14 protein-coding genes and 1 other annotated feature are annotated in these 16,357 nt (G+C 44.1%); of the genes, 8 read left to right on the top strand and 6 right to left on the bottom strand.

What is annotated here, in order from left to right; genetic code table 11:
• Positions 1-632: 632 nt before the first annotated feature.
• The 3 genes from clpB to rluD form a co-directional block, all read right to left on the bottom strand.
• A complete protein-coding gene (gene clpB / locus NL626_RS22560) occupies positions 633-3,206 on the bottom strand; it encodes an ATP-dependent chaperone ClpB (protein WP_005381873.1) in 2,574 nt (857 codons plus the stop codon).
• A gap of 144 nt (positions 3,207-3,350) precedes the next feature.
• Entirely contained in the window at positions 3,351-4,079 is a 729-nt protein-coding gene (pgeF, locus tag NL626_RS22555) for a peptidoglycan editing factor PgeF (protein WP_253657758.1), read from the bottom strand.
• 1 nt (position 4,080) lies between these two features.
• Complete coding sequence (gene rluD / locus NL626_RS22550; RefSeq protein WP_005381875.1) at positions 4,081-5,058, bottom strand: 23S rRNA pseudouridine(1911/1915/1917) synthase RluD; 978 nt, start codon at positions 5,056-5,058, stop codon at positions 4,081-4,083.
• Positions 5,059-5,194: 136 nt separating this feature from the next.
• Here rluD and bamD point away from each other — a divergent pair, with 136 nt between their 5' ends.
• The 5 genes from bamD (at position 5,195) to yjjX (ending at position 10,184) form a co-directional block, all read left to right on the top strand.
• Positions 5,195-5,923, top strand: coding sequence for an outer membrane protein assembly factor BamD (gene bamD, locus NL626_RS22545; RefSeq protein ID WP_005381876.1), 729 nt, complete (start codon positions 5,195-5,197; stop codon positions 5,921-5,923).
• Between the two features lie 148 nt (positions 5,924-6,071).
• Positions 6,072-7,553: a lytic transglycosylase F gene (locus tag NL626_RS22540; RefSeq protein WP_318114373.1), complete on the top strand. Its 1,482-nt coding sequence runs from the start codon at positions 6,072-6,074 to the stop codon at positions 7,551-7,553.
• Positions 7,554-7,878: 325 nt separating this feature from the next.
• Positions 7,879-8,205: a ribosome-associated translation inhibitor RaiA gene (raiA, locus tag NL626_RS22535; RefSeq protein ID WP_005381889.1), complete on the top strand. Its 327-nt coding sequence runs from the start codon at positions 7,879-7,881 to the stop codon at positions 8,203-8,205.
• Positions 8,206-8,313: 108 nt separating this feature from the next.
• Positions 8,314-8,435 (top strand) — a sequence feature (Phe leader region).
• Positions 8,436-8,447: 12 nt separating this feature from the next.
• Positions 8,448-9,626: a prephenate dehydratase gene (pheA, locus tag NL626_RS22530; RefSeq protein WP_017636154.1), complete on the top strand. Its 1,179-nt coding sequence runs from the start codon at positions 8,448-8,450 to the stop codon at positions 9,624-9,626.
• A gap of 24 nt (positions 9,627-9,650) precedes the next feature.
• A complete protein-coding gene (gene yjjX / locus NL626_RS22525) occupies positions 9,651-10,184 on the top strand; it encodes an inosine/xanthosine triphosphatase (RefSeq protein WP_005385931.1) in 534 nt (177 codons plus the stop codon).
• A gap of 110 nt (positions 10,185-10,294) precedes the next feature.
• Here the strand turns inward: yjjX and trpR are convergent, their stop codons facing one another.
• Together trpR and sltY are read right to left on the bottom strand one after the other, a co-directional pair.
• Positions 10,295-10,603 (bottom strand): trp operon repressor, encoded by a 309-nt coding sequence (gene trpR, locus NL626_RS22520; RefSeq protein ID WP_005381892.1) that lies wholly within the window; start codon positions 10,601-10,603, stop codon positions 10,295-10,297.
• A gap of 13 nt (positions 10,604-10,616) precedes the next feature.
• Positions 10,617-12,554, bottom strand: a complete 1,938-nt coding sequence (gene sltY / locus NL626_RS22515; protein ID WP_253657757.1) for a murein transglycosylase — start codon at positions 12,552-12,554, stop codon at positions 10,617-10,619.
• A 373-nt stretch (positions 12,555-12,927) separates the two neighbouring features.
• Here sltY and ettA point away from each other — a divergent pair, with 373 nt between their 5' ends.
• The 3 genes from ettA (at position 12,928) to NL626_RS22500 (ending at position 16,226) form a co-directional block, all read left to right on the top strand.
• Positions 12,928-14,595, top strand: coding sequence for an energy-dependent translational throttle protein EttA (gene ettA / locus NL626_RS22510; protein WP_005381894.1), 1,668 nt, complete (start codon positions 12,928-12,930; stop codon positions 14,593-14,595).
• A 230-nt stretch (positions 14,596-14,825) separates the two neighbouring features.
• The gene (locus tag NL626_RS22505) at positions 14,826-15,185 is read left to right on the top strand and encodes a PilZ domain-containing protein (protein WP_005381897.1); all 360 of its coding nucleotides are present in this window, start codon (positions 14,826-14,828) and stop codon (positions 15,183-15,185) included.
• Positions 15,186-15,224: 39 nt separating this feature from the next.
• Entirely contained in the window at positions 15,225-16,226 is a 1,002-nt protein-coding gene (locus NL626_RS22500; protein WP_054578534.1) for a M23 family metallopeptidase, read from the top strand.
• 44 nt (positions 16,227-16,270) lie between these two features.
• Here the strand turns inward: NL626_RS22500 and NL626_RS22495 are convergent.
• A partial coding sequence (locus NL626_RS22495; RefSeq protein WP_138939050.1) for an integrase core domain-containing protein occupies positions 16,271-16,357 on the bottom strand: 87 nt, incomplete at its 5' end.

Here is a 16,357-nt window from a genome sequence, read left to right as displayed (position 1 = left end):
TCGACGCCGTTATCGTTCCCCGAAGGTTCAGATAACTCGTTTCCGCTCGACTTGCATGTGTTAGGCCTGCCGCCAGCGTTCAATCTGAGCCATGATCAAACTCTTCAATTTAAGATTTTGTCGGCTCAATGAATACTGAATATTCCTTTCGCTAATAAATAGCAGAAGTAATGTTTGAATTGACTGTGCTGAATCCGAAGATTCAATGGTCACTTCGTTTCATTGAAACCTAAATTGTTTCCGAAGAAACTATTTGGATTATCATCAACGAGTGCCCACACAGATTGATAGGTCTATATTTTTAAAGAGCACACTTCGAAGTTCTCTTCAAAGTGGACGGCTATTTTAGCTAGATAACTTATCGTGTCAAACACTTTTTTAAGTTATTTATCTGCGAGTTAATTTTAACTCACTAACCGTAGTTGTTTAGGTTCCGCTTCACTTGCTTTCCCGTGACAACGGAGGCGCATTATAGGGAGTTCATTAAAGAACACAAGTGCATTTTTAAAAAAAACTCACCTTTTTAGTTTATTCGTATAGAAAACAGACAAAAGACTCTAAAAAACTATAGAAAAGGGGCCAAACGGCCCCTTTAGTGTGATTTTTATCTCAATTTTACTGTATCCATACAATTATTGATGAGCACAAATTTGGTCATTAGTAACAATTAGCTGCACTGTCTTGTCTGGAACGATTTCACCAGACAGAATTGATTTGGCTAACGGGTTCTCGACATTCTGCTGAATTGCACGTTTTAAAGGACGCGCACCATACACAGGATCGAAACCAACTTGAGCGATCAAATCGAGCGCTTTGTCGGAAACTTCTAGTTGATAGCCTTTCTCCTCTAGTCGTTTCGCCAAACGTTCCAATTGAATAGAAGCAATGGACTTAATGTGTTCTTGACCAAGTGGATGGAACACCACGATTTCGTCAACACGGTTCAAGAACTCTGGGCGGAAGTGTTTGCTAACCACATCCATCACTTCACTCTTGATACCTTGATAGTCTAATGTTGCGAAATTCTCTTGGATACGAGATGAACCCAAGTTAGATGTCATGATCACAACCGTATTACGGAAGTCAACAGTACGACCTTGACCATCCGTTAAACGCCCATCATCGAGAACTTGCAGCAGAATGTTAAATACATCCGGATGCGCTTTCTCTACTTCGTCTAACAAAATTACCGAATACGGCTTGCGACGAACCGCTTCAGTTAAGTAACCACCCTCTTCATACCCGACATAGCCTGGAGGTGCACCAACCAACCTTGCCACTGAGTGTTTCTCCATGAACTCAGACATATCGATACGGACCATCGCATCTTCACTGTCGAACATAAAGCTCGCAAGTGTCTTACAAAGCTCTGTTTTACCCACACCAGTTGGACCTAAGAATAAGAAGGAGCCAATTGGTCGGTTTGGATCAGAAAGCCCAGCTCGACTACGACGAATGGCATTCGATACAACAGAGACCGCTTCGCTTTGACCTACCACACGATTATGCAGCACGTCTTCCATGCGAAGTAGTTTCTCTTTTTCCGCTTCTAGCATCTTGGATACTGGGATGCCAGTTTGCTTAGAAAGTACTTCTGCAATCTCGTTGTCGGTTACTTTATTACGCAATAGCGTCATTTCCTGCATTTCAGCTTGGGTTGCAAGATCTAACTGCTTCTCAAGTTCAGGAATACGACCATATTGAAGCTCCGACATGCGGTTTAGATCACCAGCTCGGCGAGCAAACTCCATGTCCATACGAGCTTGTTCAAGCTCTGACTTAATATGTTGAGTACCAGAAAGAGCTGCTTTTTCTGTATTCCAAACCTCTTCTAGTTCAGCGTACTCACGTTCTTTTTCATTGAGTTCTTCATTAAGCGCTTTCAAACGCTTTTCACTCGCTTCATCGTGCTCGTTACTTAGTGCTTGCTGCTCAATTTTGAGTTGGATGATTTTACGCTCAAGCTTATCCAAGGACTCCGGCTTAGAGTCAATTTGTAAACGAATGCTTGAAGCCGCTTCGTCGATTAAGTCGATCGCTTTATCCGGCAACTGACGGTCGGAGACATAGCGATGTGACAAACTCGCCGCAGCAACAATCGCTGGGTCGGTAATTTCGACGTGATGATGAAGCTCATAACGCTCCTTCAAGCCACGTAAAATCGCCACGGTATCCTCAACGGTCGGCTCATCCACCAGCACTTTTTGGAAACGACGTTCTAATGCTGCATCTTTTTCGATGTACTGACGATATTCATCCAATGTTGTTGCGCCAACACAGTGCAGCTCACCACGAGCTAGTGCCGGTTTTAGCATGTTGCCCGCATCCATTGAGCCTTCACCTTTACCAGCGCCGACCATAGTGTGTAGTTCATCAATGAAGAGGATGACGTTGCCTTCTTCTTTAGCAAGTTCATTCAATACTGATTTTAAACGCTCTTCAAATTCCCCACGGTATTTCGCGCCAGCAACCAGTGCGCCCATATCCAGTGATAGCACACGGCGACCACGCAGACCTTCAGGTACTTCATTGTTAACTATGCGCTGCGCTAAGCCTTCAACAATTGCTGTCTTACCTACGCCTGGTTCACCGATAATCACAGGGTTGTTTTTAGTACGACGCTGCAATACCTGGATAGTACGACGGATTTCATCATCACGGCCGATAACCGGATCCAATTTACCTTGCTCTGCACGCTCGGTAAGGTCTATGGTGAACTTTTCCAATGCTTGGCGAAGCTCTTCTGCGTTCGGATCATTGACCTTTTGACCACCTCTGATCTTTTCGATTGCCTGGCTGACTTTTTGCTCTGTTAAGCCGATCTCTTTGAGTAATTGCCCCAATGGTCCGCGGTCTTCTAAAGCGGCAAGCAGGAAGACTTCAGACGAGATATAGGAGTCTTGACGCTTTTGCGCCACTTTGTCACACAGGTTAAACAATGTGCCCATCGAGCTAGAGAGCTGAACATCCCCACCGATGCCACTGACTTTTGGTAGTCGATCTAACATTTCACTCAATTTAGAGCGTAAATGCGTTACGTCCACATCCAGCATAGTAAGCAATGGACGAATTGGACTGCCATTTTGATCAAGCAAAGCCACCATGAGGTGAACTGGCTCGATATATTGATGATCGCGCCCTAACGCTAGTGATTGAGCATCAGAGATAGCGATTTGAAACTTACTTGTGAATCGATCAAGACGCATATCTACCTTCCTAACCTCAACTAAAGGAAATTCTTTTGACAGTTAGAAAGATGGATACTCAGGAGGGGAATTTCAAGGGAGTGAATGAATAAAGATAGCTTTGCAAAAATAGTAGTATGCATCTTAGCACTTTGGTGCTTATAGCTAGTCTTCGATCCAAATAAAGGTTGCTTGTCGACCAGTCTTACCATCACGGCGATAAGAGTAAAAAGAGGTTTTATCTTGGTAAGTACAAAGTCCAGAATCAATCACTTGTGTCACACCAGCCCGGTTTAGACGTTGCGTTGCCAGCACCGACATGTCAGCAAACCATTTACCGTCGATATCGCGTGGAGCAAATGCTTGATTCGCCTGTGAATCAAAATCAACAAAAGCTTGCAGAACATCTTCACCCACTTCGAAGGCTTGAGGGCCAATGGCGGGGCCAAGCCACGCTATCACTTCACCAGAAAACAACGCTAACGCATTTTCGACAATGCCATTTGCTAAGCCGCGCCAACCTGCGTGAACAGCGGCTACTTGCGTACCTTGTGTATTAGTCAATAATACAGGTAAACAATCGGCGGTCATCGCTGAACAAACAACATGGCTTGAAGAAGTAAATACACCATCCGCATCAAGCACCTGTGTTGTTGGTTCATTTGCTTGAGCCACAACGGTTGAATGCGTTTGGTTTAACCAGATTGGCGCATTTGGCATGCTTGCCTGTTGCGCCAACCAGGCTCGGTTCTTCTCTACTAAAGACAAATCATCCCCAACGTGAGTACCTAAATTTAGCCCTTGGTAAGGGCCTGTCGAAAATCCGCCTATGCGTGTTGAGGCGAAAGCTTTGACATTTTTAGGCGCTGGCCAGTTCGGAATGATCGTCTTCATATTAGAATTCTTCCGGTAAGCCGTGCTCTTCTGTATCTTGACGAAGCGCTTCAGTCATCACAACCATGTCATCAGGCACTGGAGCATGAAACTCAAGAACTTCGCCCGTAATTGGGTGCTCAAAGCGCAGCATTACTGCGTGCAATGCTTGGCGATCGAAGCCCCGGATCATTGCCGTTAGCTCTTCAGACGCACCTGTCGGGATGCGAGCACGTCCACCATATGCAATATCACCGAGCAGCGGATGCTGAAGATAAGACATGTGCACACGAATCTGGTGCGTACGACCCGTTTCTAGACGCAAACGAATACGCGTGTGTTCGCGGAAGCGTTCAGCAACACGGTAGTGCGTTACTGCTGGTTTGCCCATTGGTGCCACCGCCATAAGCGTGCGCTTAGTAGAGTGACGACCAATAGGTTGATCCACTTTACCGCCCGCAGTCATACGACCAATAGCGATCGCTTCGTACTCACGAGTAATATTACGTTTTTGCAGTGCGCGAACCAGACGAGTTTGTGCAGGAACGGTTTTCGCCACCACCATCAAACCCGTTGTGTCTTTATCCAAACGGTGCACGATACCTGCACGAGGTACTTCTGCAATATCAGGGTAATGATGCAACAACGCATTAAGCACAGTGCCATCAGGCGTACCAGCGCCCGGATGAACCACAAAGTCACGAGGTTTGTTGATAACGATAATATCTTCATCTTCATAGACGATATCTAGCGGGATATCTTGCGCTTCCCAGCGTTCTTCATCTTCTAACTCGGCTTGCAATGTAATTTCCTCGCCACCCATTACTTTGGTACGAGGTTTAGTGACAACTTCACCATCAACTTGAACTTTCCCATCAAGCAGCCACTCTTTTAGGCGCGAGCGAGAGAAGTCCGCGAATAATTCGGCGATAGCTTGGTCTAAACGTTGACCTAACTGGCTATCTTTTACGGTATTTGTTAATACAATCTGCTGAGCCATATCGAACTTTTTTAAAAACTGTGAGACTAATGCTCACGACTGTGAAAAAATAGACTATTACGTCATTGTATCTGTTACTGGAAAGAAAGTAACGGCAGCTTAAGAAATATTTAGATTCAAGGAACAGACTCCTGATATGAAACGTCAGACTTTAACAGGCCTTTTAGCGGTATCCCTTCTGTTTGGATGTGCAAGCAAAGAAGAAATCGTTCCTGATGTGCCGCCTTCGGAACTGTATGCAGACGCACAGATTTCTCTTCAAAGTGGTAATTGGCTTTCTGCAATTGAGAAACTGGAAGCATTAGACTCACGTTACCCATTCGGTGCCTACTCAGAACAGGTGCAGCTTGACCTAATCTATGCGTACTACAAAAACGACGACCTTGCTTTGGGCTTGGCAACCATTTCTCGCTTTATGCGTTTAAACCCAACCCATGAAAAGATGGATTGGGTGCTGTACATGCGAGGTCTAAGCCACATGGCGCAAGATCGTAACTTTATGCATGATTTATTCAGCGTAGATCGAAGCGATCGCGATCCTGAACCGGTAAAAAAAGCATTTGATGACTTCAAAAAACTACTTCAACGCTACCCGAATAGCCCATATGCAGAAGATTCACAAAAACGTATGGTTGCGCTGAAAAACCGTCTAGCGAACTATGATTTAGCGACTGCTGACTTCTACCTTCGCCGTGAAGCTTGGGTCGCTGCTATTAATCGCAGCCAAGAGCTACAAAAAGCGTATCCAGACACAGAAGCTGCACGTAAGTCACTGACTATCCAGCTAGAGGCCTACAAGCAACTTGGTTTGGAAGACGCCGTAGCAAGAACTGAAAAGCTTATCGAGCTCAACCCTGTGAAGTAATTGAACTTGCTTTAAACTGAACCGCCACCGTTTTTACCGTGGCGGTTTTTTATTACTCTCAATAGTGTATTCAGCCCTTTCTTGATGATCTTCCTAGCTCCACATATGCTTAAAGTTCTCCTCCCCCCTTTATAAAAAGGATGTGAACGTGACGATATCTAAGCTTTGCGCAGTTATGCTGCTCCTATTGTCTGCTTCCGTTTGCGCACTGCAAATCTCGCCGCTCAAACAGCCTCCTTATACTGGGGACCTCGATGTCATCAAGGAGAAGAATGTACTGCGCGTCTTAGTTTCTGCTGATTTAGGCTTTTACTACATTGAGGGCGGCACACCAAAAGGCATAGGCGCGGAATTGCTGGCGCATTTCGAAAAAGACCTTCGTAAACTCAAACCAAAGCTTAACGTACAAATTATTCCTGTTGCCCGCGACCAGCTACTACCAGCCTTAGAAAACGGTTCAGGTGACTTAGTTGTCGCCAACCTGACTATTACCGACACGCGCAAACAGAAAGTGGAGTTCAGTTCACCCATCCTCACTGGTATTCAAGAGTGGGTAGTGACAAACAAAAGCACACCAACGATGACGAAAATCGAACAATTGAGCGGCAAAGAGATTTGGGTGCGCGCCAGTTCTAGCTACTTTGAAAGCATTCAGACACTAAATAAGAAACTAAACAAAAAAGGCTTACCGCCTGTTATCGTGCACTTTATTGAAGAAACACTTCAAGATTATGAGCTGGTCGGAATGCTCAACAATGGTTACGTCAAAGCCATTGTTCTCGATAGCCATAAAGCCAAGCTTTGGCTGAAAGTGATGGATGATATTCGGGTGCACAAAAAAATCCCTATCCGCAAAAATGGCAAAATTGCTTGGGCAATGCGAGAAAATAGTCCCAAATTAAAAGCCGTCGTGAATAAGTTCATCCAGAAGTCTCGCTCTGGGACACTACTCGGTAACGTTATTTACGGTAAATACATCGATAACACGGGATGGTTGAACAGAGCTCTTAACCCTAAGAAAATTGCTCAACTAGAAAAACTCGCAGCGCTATTTTCACGCTATGGTGAGAAATACGATATCGACTATTTACTGATCGCTGCAATCGCTTACAAGGAATCAGGATTTAATAACGACCTAGTTGGAAGCCGAGGTGCCGTTGGCATAATGCAAGTCCTACCCAGCACCGCTCAAGATCCGAATATCAATATCAAAAATGTTCGACAATTAGAAAACAACATTCATGCTGGAGTGAAATACTTAGCTTTTTTGCGTAAGCAGTACTTCAGTGATCCTGATATTACTGCACAAAATAAACTCTACTTTACATTGGCGGCTTACAATGCGGGCCCCGGCAATGTAGAGCGTATTCGTAAGCGTGCAGCCCAACAAGGTTACGATCCTAATGTTTGGTTTAATAACGTGGAAGTCGTTATGCGGAAAAGTTTAAGCTCAACGGTTGGGTACGTCACAAGCATTAATCGCTACTACATAATATACAAACAACTAGAAAGTTTGGACCAAGTCAAAAGTCTAGAAAGGGTTTCACTAGCCCCAAAAGACCCCATTTTCATGATACCGCTACGAAAAGTCAGCCAAATGCCAGGCAGTAAAAAGCCGCTTGTGCAGTAAGCGGCTTTTTAAATGGATTCATTGGAGAGACTCAGTGATCGTCATCACACCTTACGTGTAGTTAAATTTTAACCACCTCAAATATTAGGCCGTAAAACTTCCCTAAAAACGAGGCCGTTTTCAGCTGAGTACTCTATCCAATCTACGGATTTACTAACCGATAACAAGCAATTTCACGATAAATCTCAGAAGTTCTTGAGTGAGATCACATTCATTTTTCATCATAAAAAACCCGAGCAAAATAATGATCTGAATCACATTTTTTTATGCTTAAAGCGGTAATCTGAACTCAACCCATGAGGGATGCAACAGAGGAAAAACACTTATGACAATGAATATCACTGGCAAAAACATCGAAATCACCTCTGCAATCCGAGCTCATATTGAGAGCAAATTTAAAAAACTGGAGAAATGGCAAGTAGACCTAATTGGTTGCCAAGCAACTTTCAGTGAGGAACCAAACAAACAGAAGAAATTCGAAGCGGTTATCAAAGTTCCTAAAGGCCAGCTCATTGCCTCAGCAACTCACGAAGATCTTTACGCAGCTATCAACGAAGTGGAGCAAAAACTAGAACGACAATTGAACAAGCTGACCCACAAACCTGAAGCTCGACGTGCAAGTAAGCCTGAGCTAGTGGAAGAAGAAGAGTAAACTGAACAGATTGAGGAAATAGCGCCGAAAGGCGCTATTTTTTTGCTTGACGCTCTCCCCAGCCTTGCTTATTGTGTTTAAACACTCATAAATTAAGCACTATTTATGCATTTAACCTCACTGTTTATTTTTGACTTCTTTTTCCTCCCATAGTTGGAGGGGCGAACTCGTTTGTGAAAGAAAAGTCAAAAACAAACAGAAAGCCTCCCAAATCGGGAGGCTTTTTTATAAGGAAAGAATTGATGACTGACCAACCTATTTCCCTCGAAGAAATTCGTTTACGCTTGAATGAGTTGGATGACCAACTTCTCAGCTTGTTGTCTGAGCGCCGTAAACTCAGCATTGAAGTAGCCAAAAGCAAAGTACAAACCTCAAAGCCTGTTCGCGACGCCGTCCGTGAACAGCAATTATTGGTCAAGCTGATTTCTAATGGCCAAGATAAATACGAACTTGACGCGCAGTACATCACCAAACTTTTCCATACCATCATTGAAGACTCAGTTCTGCTTCAACAAAGTTATCTGCAAAATCTCGTTAACCCACAGCAAAGCCGTAAGCCACTTGCTCGCGTCGCATTTTTAGGAGCCAAAGGCTCTTATTCGCACTTGGCAAGTCGCGAATACTTCAGTCGTAAAAATACGGAGCTTATCGAGCTCAACTGCGAGCACTTTAAAGAAGTGACTCAAACGGTTGAATCTGGCCATGCTGATTATGGCGTTCTGCCAATCGAAAACACCAGCTCAGGCTCTATTAATGAAGTGTATGACTTACTACAACACACGACGCTTTACATCGTTGGAGAGCTAACTCAACCAATCGAACACTGCTTGGTTGCGAAAAAAGACATTCGTCTGGAAGATATTAAAACGCTGTATTCTCACCCTCAGCCACACCAACAGTGCAGTGAGTTTTTAAGCCGTATGAAAGGGGTAAAGCTGGAATCCTGCGCGAGCACAGCAGATGCAATGCAGAAAGTCCAAGAGATGGATCGTGATGATGTGGCTGCAATTGGTAATGCATCAAGCGGTAAGCTATATGGCTTGCAAGCAATTCAAGGCAACATCGCAAACCAAACCGAAAACCATACTCGCTTTATCGTGGTTGCTCGTAAACCGGTTGAAGTTTCTACTCAGATTCCAGCAAAAACCACATTGATCATGTCGACCTCCCAAGAGGCAGGCTCATTGGTTGAAACACTATTAGTGCTGCAACGTTACGGCATCAATATGACCAAGCTGGAATCACGCCCAATTATGGGGAACCCGTGGGAAGAGATGTTCTACGTAGACTTGACATCACATCTTGCTTCGACAGAAATGCAACAGGCACTTGAAGAGCTAACAAAAATCACTAAGCACTTGAAAGTATTAGGCTGTTACCCGAGTGAGAACGTAAAGCCTACGCAAGTAAAATTGAGTTAATAGACACCAGTGAGTAAAAAGATCATGGCAACCCAAAAAGTCGTAATCGCATCGCTAAACCCAGCCAAAATTAATGCAGTTCAAAGTGCATTTCGTAATGCATTTCCGTATCAAGAGTTCAACTTCGTTGGCATCAGTGTACCGAGTGAGGTCGCAGATCAGCCCATGACGAATGAAGAAACTCATCGTGGTGCGCTAAACCGCGTTAAAAACGCAAAAGTAGAGATGCCAAACGCGGATTACTATGTCGGTCTCGAAGCGGGAATTGAAGCAAACGTGACGTTTGCTTGGATGGTGGTTGAGTCAGAGACTCACCGCGGTGAATCTCGTTCTGCAAGCTTAATGTTGCCGCCAAAAGTCTTGGAAAAACTCAAGGATGCGAATGAGTTGGGAGATGTAATGGACGAAGTGTTTGGTACTGATAACATCAAACAGAAAGGTGGCGCTATTAGCCTGCTAACCCAAAACCAGCTAACTCGAAGCTCGGTCTATCACCAAGCCTTGATTCTGGCTTTAATTCCATTCACAAACCCTGAGCACTTTCCTTCAAATTTATAACACTCAGCCTATTCTCTAGATACGCAAAAGGGCGGATATTTCCGCCCTTTGTAATACGTTATCTTAGTCACTTGTAACACCAAGGCCTAAAAGCAAATTGGATATACTGTCTACTTAGATACTGCAACTTGTTCTAACAAGACTTTCAACTTGTCTTTTTCTTCATCAGATTTCGACTTTAGTTCGTTAGAGCCTCGAGTAATGGTGGCAATGCCCACACCAAGCATCTGACTGATCTGACGTTGAGATAATTCTCCTTTAAGAAGTTCGTTAATTATATTAACGCGTGATATTAATGACTCTCTCTCATCACGTGACATCAGCATAGTTAACAGCATGTCATCTTGCTGGGTGCCCATACTTGTTCGAATTAGCTCAATAATCTGTTGCCAGTCTTTGTACTCGGGTTCGTGCGACATCAAGTTACCTCACTCAATACTTGGTATTGATCTCATGTTGATTCAAGAACGCGCCATCGATACCCAAAAGATCACGATAGTATGTTTCAAACATCAAGATGTTTTGTACATAACCGCGAGTCTCTTTAAATGGAATTGCCTCAATAAAGGCATAAGCATCCACTTTTCCTTGGGTACGCTCTCGCCACGTTTTTACTCTGTTAGGACCTGCATTATAAGCAGCAAGAGCAAAAATACGATTATTATCGTAATCCTCTAATAAACCTTGCAAATAATGGCTACCAATTTCGATATTTTTTCCTACATTGTAGAGATCCTGCGTACCTTGATAACTCAACTTATATTTACGTGCCGTGTACTTCGCCGTCGCAGGCATGATCTGCATAAGACCACGAGCGCCAACTGGAGAGCGGGCTTCAACATCTAACGCACTTTCCTGTCGAGCGAGAGACATCATCATGACGGGATCAATGTTGTGCTTTTTCGCATAAAAGTTAAACCACCAGCGGTGTGCTATTGGGAACCTAAGTTCGATATTATCCCACATCTGCGCTTGAATACTCGCGGTCACCGTTAGGTTATGCCAACGCTTAAATGATGCATAAGCCGCCAACATCGCCTTTTCATCTTTTCCTACGCGGCGCAGTAAGTGTGCCCATTCACTCTTCGCTGCTGCGATTTTATCCGTCGCGATCAACTCTTCGATACGAGCTAACGAGTCTTGATAGGGTTGAACAACTTTCTTATCCAACTTAACCGTATGCGTTGGGTATTTGATTGATTGTCCGATTGCATTGGCGGCAGCCACACTGTAGAAGTTTCGTTGCCCAAGCAGAGTTGCTAAACGCTGTTTCCCCGCGATGTCATCACCTAACGCTATTTCACTTCTTCCAAGCCAATATTGCCAGCGTAGCGTGGCTTGTTCTTCTTTATTTAGAACAGCAATCCACTCTTGTACGCCTTTCCAATCTGCATTTTGAATCGCTAAGCGGATGCGCGTTTCAATCAACGGTAAGTACTGACTGGTTTTCGTTTTATCATCGCGCCATTTAGCTAATGACTCAGACTCCGTACGAGTCAATCGAAATGCAATATAGTCGGCAAGTTCTTGCGCTTTTTCTGGAGAAAACTTCTGTCCTTTAATGACAGCATCGTACGCACCTTGTGCTTGGCTAGTGTTCATGCGAGCCAACTTTTCTAACGCATATTCACTTTGCGCTCGATTAAAATCATTCGCAGGTTTTTTCTTCGCGAATTCCGCAACACTTGAAGGATTATCAAACAACGCTTTCATTTCTTTGGCTTGTTGCTTTGCCTGCGCTGATTTAGGCAGTTTGAGCAAGTAACTCATCAAACCGCCATTACGAGCATCAAACGCCAGTAACATACGCTGTAGAATCAGTTCATCGGTACGCTCACCCGCCTTGTCCCATGCTTCAAATAATGGGTCACACTCATCAGCAATGCTGATGCCACGTAACCACATATGTTCAGCCCCTTTAAACGCCGCGACTTTCTTGCCTTGCTTTAATTGAGCGACGTAGAAAATACATTGGTAACGCTCACCACTAGGAATGACTTTTTGAAACTCAGTAATGGTTTTCCAATCTTTTTGCTTATAAAGATGATTGAGGTATGGAGCGCGAACTCGACGAGAAAATGGAAAAGACTCGTGCTCAGAAATAAACTCGTTCACCTGTTGTGGTGACTTTTCCGGTAACTGTCTAATAAAAGTGCGGTAATCCACATAAGGCGTTAGTGGATAGTCAGAAATTTTAGGACGAATCGAAAGGTATCCGTCGATGTCATTTTTATCTAATAAATCTTGAGCTTGCTCATATACTTCGCGCTGCTTTTCCAAACTCAGCGCGGCATTAGCACTCAAACTCATAGCACACAACGCGGCGGCGCAGCATACGTTTTTAGCCAATTCAGATACGTTGAATCTCATTTGTGTCATTTTCCCCAGACATATACTGCCCTAAAGCCTAGTTTTGTTAGAGTTCATGTGATGTTAAGGCAATTTTCACACATGCATCTATTTACACAGAATGCAGATGTCCATGTAAAGCAACTTAGTGTATTAAAAATTGTACTCGTCAAACTTTTAAGACGATGGAGACAAAGCGTTTCTAACTCGCATAGAAAACACTTCGTCATTCTTAACGAATAACAAAAGTGTATACCCTAACCGTGTAAGTTTCCGGTCAGCTCAAAATAAGAAATCCATTCGTTAGGGAAATTCTTGCAATGCGGTAACAAAAACAAAGCACTTGGTATAAAATGATGGGTTTGAATGACAGTTAATTTAGGAACGATCGGCAATGGCTGAATACGTATATACCATGTCGCGGGTGAGCAAAATTGTGCCACCTAAGCGTCAAATTCTTAAAGACATCTCTCTGAGCTTCTTCCCTGGTGCGAAAATCGGTGTTTTAGGTCTGAACGGTGCAGGTAAATCCACACTGCTACGTATCATGGCAGGTATCGACACGGATATCGACGGTGAAGCGCGTCCACAACCTGGTCTAAACGTAGGTTACCTACCTCAGGAACCAGTATTAGACGAATCAAAAACCGTTCGTGAAGTTGTTGAAGAAGCGGTTGCTGACGTTGCTGACGCTCTGAAACGTTTGGACGCAGTCTACGCAGCATACGCTGAACCAGATGCAGACTTCGACGCACTTGCAAAAGAGCAAGGCGAGCTAGAAGCCCTTATCCAAGCGAAAGATGGTCATAACCTAGAAAATGCGCTTGAGCGTGCAGCAAACGCACTACGTTTACCTGAATGGGACCAAAAAATTGCGCACCTATCAGGTGGTGAACGCCGCCGTGTGGCTATTTGTCGCTTGCTACTTTCTAAGCCAGACATGCTATTGCTTGATGAACCTACCAACCACCTAGATGCAGAATCAGTTGCTTGGCTAGAGCGCTTCTTAGTGGATTACACAGGTACCGTAGTAGCCATCACCCACGACCGTTACTTCCTAGATAACGCTGCGGGCTGGATCTTAGAACTGGACCGTGGTGAAGGTATCCCATGGGAAGGCAACTACACCTCATGGCTGGAGCAAAAAGACGCTCGTCTACAACAAGAAGCCTCCCAAGAGAGTGCTCGCCAAAAGACTATCGAGAAAGAGCTTGAGTGGGTACGTAAAAATCCTAAAGGTCGTCAAGCGAAGTCAAAAGCACGTATGGCTCGCTTTGAAGAGCTACAAAGCTCTGATCATCAAAAACGTAATGAAACCAATGAACTATTTATCCCACCAGGTGAGCGTCTAGGTGATAAGGTTATTGAAGTGAAGAACCTGACCAAGTCATTTGACGGTCGAGTTCTGATTGATGACCTGTCATTCAGCATCCCTAAAGGTGCAATTGTTGGTATCATCGGTGCTAACGGCGCAGGTAAATCGACGCTATTCAAGATGTTAAGTGGTACTGAACAACCAGACTCGGGCACAATTGAGATGGGCGATACAGTAAAGCTGGCATCGGTCGATCAGTTCCGTGACAGCATGGACGATTCTAAAACCGTATTCCAAGAGATCTCTGAAGGTGCTGATATCATTAAGATCAACAACTTCGAAATCCCAGCTCGCGCATACTGTTCACGCTTTAACTTTAAAGGCAGTGACCAACAAAAGATTATTGGTGAACTATCGGGTGGTGAGCGTAACCGTGTCCACCTTGCGAAGCTGCTTAAAGCGGGCGGTAACGTGTTGCTACTCGACGAACCAACCAACGACCTTGACGTTGAAACACTGCGTGCTCTAGAAGAAGCATTACTAGAGTTCCCAGGTTGTGCAATGGTTATCTCGCACGACCGTTGGTTCCTTGACCGTATCGCAACCCACATCATTGACTACCGTGACGAAGGCCAAGTTAACTTCTACGAAGGTAACTACACAGAGTACATGGATTGGTTGAAGAAAACATTGGGTCCTGAAGCCGCAGAACCACACCGTATCAAATACAAGCGTATTGCGAAGTAATCGCAACCCACAAAGTTTGATTGTAATTTGTACAAAGGCCGCTATCATAGCGGCCTTTGTTTTCTTTGTTATAAAAAGAGCTCATTAGCCCGTCTCGTTCGTTAAGAACATGACATTGCACTTACGTCACTCTGTAGCGACCTCGACACTTTTCAAACAACAATCGAACACTTTTTGTTCGTATTGATATACTATTCAATTCTGTTTGACGACCTGACGAGAATATTCATATGACAGAGAGACGACGCTTTTCACGTATTCTCCATCAAGCTCCAGCTAAGATAGAACAACGTGACTTGGCAATTGAAGCTAGGATTCAAGATCTTTCCTTGCATGGTTTACTCATGAAAGTGGAAGAGACTGAGGCTTTGGATCCAACCCTTCCAGTCCATGTGACTTTTTCATTTGATCAATCCGAACAAGTGATTACGTTAAAAGCGCAAATTGTGAATGTCTCTAAGTGTGAGATTAGGTTGAAGATCGCTAAGATAGACATCGAAAGCATTAGCCAACTAAAACGATTTATAGAATTGAATGTAGGCAATAACGACCTTCTGAATCGAGAGTTAGAGCACCTCTCTGGTTTTTAGGAGAAAAATAAATGAACGCCTATTTAAGTAACAATAACTATGTCTAAAAAAATCATCATGCAGATCCCGACGAAAGACGGCGATCAGCAGTTCTATTTGGGCCGCAGTTCGGTCCTAGCAGTATTTGCTTCAGTATTGGCATTACCCGCCGTCGTTGGTGGCGCGTGGTACCTTAATCAGCAGCAGATGCACAATAAAGACGAACTAACACAAATCATCGCCAAACTGGAAAGTGAAAAGGCCGAAGTGACGGCTCTTTACGAAGAGCAGCTTGATACCAATCATTCACTTTCCCAGTCTTTGACGGACAAAAACAATCAAATTCAGCTATTGGGCAAACGGGTATTCGACGTTGAATCGGTTTTAGGTCTCGCAGACGAAGAGTTGATGATCGATGAGAACAGCATGGGGTTAGAGGAGCGAATTGACGCAGCCGCTATCGATTCTGCTGTTCGCGCGACGATGTTCCGTTTGATACCAAATGACAGTCCAGTCACATACCAACGTATTTCTTCTTCTTACGGCAGTCGTATTAATCCGATTTCAGGTAAGAGGCATGTTCATACTGGTATCGATCTGACTTGTAAAAGAGGAGAAGAGATCCTGGCACCGGCTGACGGTGTGGTGGAAACCGTTCGCCCGAGCAAGCGTGGTTATGGTAACTATGTCACCATTCGTCACTCATTTGGCTTTATGAGCTCCTTTGCTCATCTACAACGCTTCAAAGTGAAAAGCGGTCAGTTTGTTAGTAAAGGCGACATCATTGCTCAATGCGGTAACTCTGGCAACTCCACAGGGCCACACTTGCACTATGAAGTACGCTTTCTCGGACGAGCACTCAACCCTCAATACTTAATGGAGTGGACGCCAGAAAACTTCAATGACGTCTTTGAAAAAGAGAAAAAAGTGAAATGGGGACCTTTGGTTCAATTGATTGATAACGTTGTACGTCTACAAGTCAATTTAACCAATTCACCCTATCGCGATACCAGTATCAACACAGTATCAAGTGAAGATACGAGTAATACTGCGACGAACTGATTTGTCCATCATGACCCGTCCTGATATGGGTTGACACTTTTTAACTAAAACGCTCGATGTACTTCATCGGGCGTTTTGTATTTTAAAGCCGTATGAGGCCTCATTTGATTATAGATATCTACGGACTCTGC

This window comes from Vibrio sp. Y58_MX_L22, assembly GCF_024181865.1.
Classification (GTDB): Bacteria; Pseudomonadota; Gammaproteobacteria; order Enterobacterales; family Vibrionaceae; genus Vibrio; species Vibrio alginolyticus.
Note: the sequence above shows the minus strand (reverse complement) of the source record. Positions and strands in the feature narration are given on the sequence as shown.

Excerpts from the sequence above, each read along its gene's own strand:
- pgeF (WP_253657758.1), bottom strand. The coding sequence starts at position 4,079 with ATGAAGACGATCATTCCGAACTGGCCAGCGCCTAAAAATGTCAAAGCT.
- NL626_RS22500 (WP_054578534.1), top strand. The coding sequence starts at position 15,225 with ATGTCTAAAAAAATCATCATGCAGATCCCGACGAAAGACGGCGATCAG.
- bamD (WP_005381876.1), top strand. The coding sequence starts at position 5,195 with ATGAAACGTCAGACTTTAACAGGCCTTTTAGCGGTATCCCTTCTGTTT.
- rluD (WP_005381875.1), bottom strand. The coding sequence starts at position 5,058 with ATGGCTCAGCAGATTGTATTAACAAATACCGTAAAAGATAGCCAGTTA.
- clpB (WP_005381873.1), bottom strand. The coding sequence starts at position 3,206 with ATGCGTCTTGATCGATTCACAAGTAAGTTTCAAATCGCTATCTCTGAT.
- NL626_RS22505 (WP_005381897.1), top strand. The coding sequence starts at position 14,826 with ATGACAGAGAGACGACGCTTTTCACGTATTCTCCATCAAGCTCCAGCT.
- yjjX (WP_005385931.1), top strand. The coding sequence starts at position 9,651 with ATGGCAACCCAAAAAGTCGTAATCGCATCGCTAAACCCAGCCAAAATT.
- pheA (WP_017636154.1), top strand. The coding sequence starts at position 8,448 with ATGACTGACCAACCTATTTCCCTCGAAGAAATTCGTTTACGCTTGAAT.
- raiA (WP_005381889.1), top strand. The coding sequence starts at position 7,879 with ATGACAATGAATATCACTGGCAAAAACATCGAAATCACCTCTGCAATC.
- trpR (WP_005381892.1), bottom strand. The coding sequence starts at position 10,603 with ATGTCGCACGAACCCGAGTACAAAGACTGGCAACAGATTATTGAGCTA.
- sltY (WP_253657757.1), bottom strand. The coding sequence starts at position 12,554 with ATGAGATTCAACGTATCTGAATTGGCTAAAAACGTATGCTGCGCCGCC.
- ettA (WP_005381894.1), top strand. The coding sequence starts at position 12,928 with ATGGCTGAATACGTATATACCATGTCGCGGGTGAGCAAAATTGTGCCA.